At 72.7% G+C, this 4145-nt stretch carries 3 protein-coding genes; 2 read left to right on the top strand and 1 reads right to left on the bottom strand.

Going from position 1 to position 4145, the window contains the following annotated elements; genetic code table 11:
• Positions 1–949 precede the first annotated feature (949 nt).
• A complete protein-coding gene (locus tag ABT367_RS41035) occupies positions 950–2311 on the bottom strand; it encodes a threonine aldolase family protein (RefSeq protein ID WP_352259037.1) in 1362 nt (453 codons plus the stop codon).
• A gap of 190 nt (positions 2312–2501) precedes the next feature.
• On the opposite strand from ABT367_RS41035, the gene ABT367_RS41040 reads away from it, so the two are divergent.
• Both ABT367_RS41040 and panC read left to right on the top strand, forming a co-directional pair.
• Positions 2502–3437 (top strand): Rossmann-like and DUF2520 domain-containing protein, encoded by a 936-nt coding sequence (locus tag ABT367_RS41040; RefSeq protein ID WP_352259039.1) that lies wholly within the window; start codon positions 2502–2504, stop codon positions 3435–3437.
• Between the two features lie 31 nt (positions 3438–3468).
• Positions 3469–4145 (top strand): pantoate--beta-alanine ligase (gene panC / locus ABT367_RS41045; protein WP_352259040.1); only part of this gene is annotated, 677 nt, incomplete at its 3' end.

The raw sequence follows: 4145 nt of genomic DNA on the forward strand, positions 1-4145 counted from the left end.
CCTCGCGCGGGTTCGTTGTCGGCTGTCCCGCCGTCGGGCTTCCTTTCACCTATTGCTGTGAGAGATGGGGGATGGCAGTTGCCGTGAGAGGTGGGGAGTGACCGTTGCCGTGAGGGGTGGGGAGTGGCCGTTGCCGTGAGGGGTGGGGAGTGGCCGTTGCCGTGGGGGATGTGGGGTGGTGTGGTGTTTGCGGGGCGGGGCGGGGCGGGGCGTAGGGCCTTTCTGGCGCCGAAGGTCAGGGTGGCGGCGGCCGAGACGGCTCCCCTCGAATGCAATCGCCGGTCTTTGTGATCCCTGAGAGCAATAGGGGAAAGGAAGTCCGACGGCGGGTTGGCCGACGACGGCGCCGCACGAGGTCCGCGCAACCACCCACGAACCCCAACCACCCCTTATACGTCCCGACCCCAGGCACGACGGTGGCACGGCCGCCGACGCAGCCAAGGGGGCATACGCCGCCGGGCATCCATGGACGCAGCCGAGGGGGCGTACGCCGCCAAGCGCCCATGGACGTGGCCGAGGGGGCATACGCCGCCAGGCTCCAGGGAGGGACGTAGCCGAGGAGGCACACGCCGCCAAGCACCCATGGACGCAGCCGAGCGGGCATACGCCGCCAGGCTCCAGGGAGGGAGGTAGCCGAGGAGGCACACGCCGCCAAGCACCCATGGACGTAATCGAGGGTGCCAACGCCGCCAAGCACCCATGGACGCGGCCGAGGGGCGCCGACGCCGCCAGGTGTGCGTGGGTGTAAGCGCTCGGTGTCCGTGGACGGAAAGCGGATCCGCCCCGTGGCGTGTCCGGCCGGGCGCGGAGCCGGCGCGAGGTGGCGGCAACCAGCCACGGGCCTCGGCCCCCTTCGTAGCGGGCGAAGCCCCAGCGGGGAACCGGGGGCAGCGCCCCCGTGACCTCACCCCGCCGCACAAACAACCTCACCCCCGCCGCACAAACAACCTCACCCCACCCGCCCCACGAACTCCCCCACCGCAAGCCGTACATCCTCCGCCGACCACTTCAGCCCCGGCCCCGCCACCGTCACCTCGGTCGCGGAGATCCCCGGCGGCCCCTGAGCGAACCACCGCCGGAACAGCGCTGTCCCCGTCTCCTCGGCCATCCGCACCGACGCCTCGTCGAGCACGGAGGCCTCGTACGGCAGCCACACCTGGAACTGATGCGTATGCGGCACCTCCGGATGGACCCGGAAGAACGGCACCCCGGCCCGGGTGAACCCCTCCCGCAGCGCCTCCGCGACCACCCGCGCATGCGCCACGTACGAGGGAAGACGCGGCAGTTCGTCCTCGAGGCCGATCAGCGCCGAGAGCACCGTGGGGTACTGCTGGAAGATCTGCCCGCCGTACCGGTGCCGCCAGGCCTTCGCCTCCGCGACGAACGAGCGCGGACCGGCGAGCACCGCTCCGCCGAGCCCCTCGAGGGACTTGTAGAACGAGACGTACACACTGTCCGCGAGCTCGGCGATCTCCGCGAGCCCCCGTCCGAAGTGCGGCCCGCACTCCCACAGCCGAGCCCCGTCGAAGTGCACCACCGCGTCCCGCTCCCGCGCGGCCTCGACCACATCGACCAGCTCCTGCCAGGAGGGCAGCACGAACCCGGCCTCACGGAGCGGCAGTTCGAGCATCAGCGTCCCGAAGGGTTCCTCGAACTCCCGCACCTCATCGGCGCTCGGCAGCCGCGGCTCCGTGGTCGGATGAACGCTCCGCACCCCGCTGACCACCGAGAACGCATCCCGCTCATGCCGCTCCGGATGCGCGAGCGGATGCAGCGCCACCGTCGCGTCGCCCGTACGTCCCGCCCATACGCGCACCGCGATCTGCTGCGCCATCGTGCCCGTGGGGAAGAAGGCCGCGTCCTCCTTGCCGAGCAGCCCGGCGACCCGGCGCTCCAGCTCCTCGACGATCGAGTCGCCGTACATGTCGGAGGTCCTGCCCAGGTCGAACACCTCGGGCGCACGCCGGGTCAGACGCTCGAGGCTGTCCGCGTACGTGAGATCGGCCCCCGGCCGCGACAGAACCCGCTTGGCCGCCCGGAACGCGGCAAGCCGCCGCTCCCGCGCCGCCCCCGGATCCACCTGGTCCGAGCCGCCCAGGCCCGCCTGATCCGACCCGACCTGACCCACCTGACCGACCTGGTCCGAGCTGCCCAGGCCCGCCTGATCCGACCCGACCTGACCCACCTGACCGACCTGGTCCGAGCTGCCCAGCCCCACCTGACCAGCCTGGTCCGAGCCGCCCAGCCCCACCTGACCGACCTGGTCCGCCCCGCCCAGCCCCACCTGATCCACAGCCTCGATCTCGTCCATCCACAGATCCTCTCGCACACCCGTCCGCCCACGCACAGCCTGTGGATAACTCCCGGCGACCCCAGGGAGCCTGTGGACAGCCGGAGCCCGCCGTACCCCATTGCGTTAACATGACGAGAAATCGTCCGGCACCGACCCGGACGGAAACGTCCGGTACCCCGAGCGGACTGGAACGGAAGGCCGTCGTCTAGTGAACGCAAGCCACCCCCCAGGGCCCGGACTGCCGGACCCGAGCGAGCGCCCCGCCCGCCTCACCGTCGGCGTCGTCGGCGCGGGCCGTGTGGGCCCCGCGCTCGCCGCGTCCCTGCAGCTCGCCGGGCACCGCCCCGTCGCCGTCTCCGGCGTCTCCGACGCCTCCGTGCGCCGGGCCGGCGAGATGCTCCCCGACGTGCCCCTGGTCACCCCCGCCGAAGTCCTCGCGCGCGCCGACCTCGTGCTGCTCACCGTCCCGGACGACGCCCTGCCGAACCTGATCGAGGGCCTGGTGGAGACCGGCGCGATCCGCCCGGGCCAGCTGCTCGTGCACACCTCCGGGCGGTACGGAACAAAGGTCCTCGACCCCGCCCTGCGCGCCGGCGGTCTGCCGCTCGCCCTGCACCCGGCGATGACGTTCACCGGCACCCCGATCGACGTCCAGCGCCTGGCCGGCTGTTCCTTCGGCGTCACCGCGCCCGAGGAGCTCCGCCTGGCCGCCGAGGCGCTCGTCATCGAGATGGGCGGCGAGCCCGAGTGGATCGAGGAAGCTGCCCGCCCGCTCTACCACGCGGCCCTCGCCCTCGGCGCGAACCACCTGGTCACGCTGGTCGCCGAGTCCATGGAGCTGCTCCGCCAGGCTGGCGTCACGGCCCCGGACCGGATGCTCGGCCCGCTGCTCGGCGCCGCGCTCGACAATGCGCTGCGTTCCGGTGACGCGGCCCTCACGGGCCCGGTGGCGCGCGGTGACGCGGGCACCGTCGCGGCCCATGTGTCCGAGCTGCGCAAGCACGCCCCGCAGACCGTCGCCGGCTATCTCGCGATGGCCCGCGCGACCGCCGACCGCGCGCTCGCGCACGGCCTGCTCAAGCCGGAGTTGGCGGAGGATCTGCTCGGCGTGCTCGCCAACGGCGCCGACGGGGGAGAGCGATGACGGACCTCAACGGCGCCGGCGGGGGAGAGCGATGACCGACCTCCTGCGCACCGCCGAAGACCTGCGCAAGCTGTCGTACGAAGGCCGGCGCGCCGTCGTCATGACCATGGGCGCCCTGCACGAGGGCCACGCAGCCCTGATCCGCCGCGCCCGCGAACTGGCCGGGCCCGAGGGCCAGGTCCTGGTCACCGTCTTCGTCAACCCGCTGCAGTTCGGCGCCGGCGAGGACCTCGACCGCTACCCGCGCACCCTCGACGCGGACCTCGTGATCGCCGAACGGGCGGGCGCGGACGCGGTGTTCGCGCCGTACACCGACGAGGTCTACCCCGGCGGAGAGCCCCAGGTCCGCCTCTCCGCCGGCCCCATGGGCGAGCGCCTGGAAGGCGCCACCCGGCCCGGCCACTTCGACGGCATGCTCACCGTCGTCGCCAAGCTCCTCCACCTCACGGCGCCGGACATCGCGCTCTACGGCCAGAAGGACGCCCAGCAACTCGCCCTGATCAAGCGCATGGTGAAGGACCTGAACTTCCCAGTCGAGATCGTCGGCGTGCCGACCGTACGAGAGGCGGACGGTCTCGCTCTGTCCTCCCGTAACCGCTATCTCTCCGACGCCGAACGCCGCACCGCGCTCGCCCTGTCCGCCGCGCTCTTCGCGGGGCGCGACCGCCTCACCGCCCAGGCCGCCCTGCACGCCCGCGCCCAGGCGGC

The sequence above is a fragment of the Streptomyces mesophilus genome (genome assembly GCF_040300965.1).
GTDB lineage: Bacteria > Actinomycetota > Actinomycetes > Streptomycetales > Streptomycetaceae > Streptomyces > Streptomyces mesophilus_A.

What these genes read in the sequence shown, in the direction of transcription:
- ABT367_RS41035 (WP_352259037.1), bottom strand. Translation starts at nt 2,311, where the DNA reads ATGGACGAGATCGAGGCTGTGGATCAGGTGGGGCTGGGCGGGGCGGAC.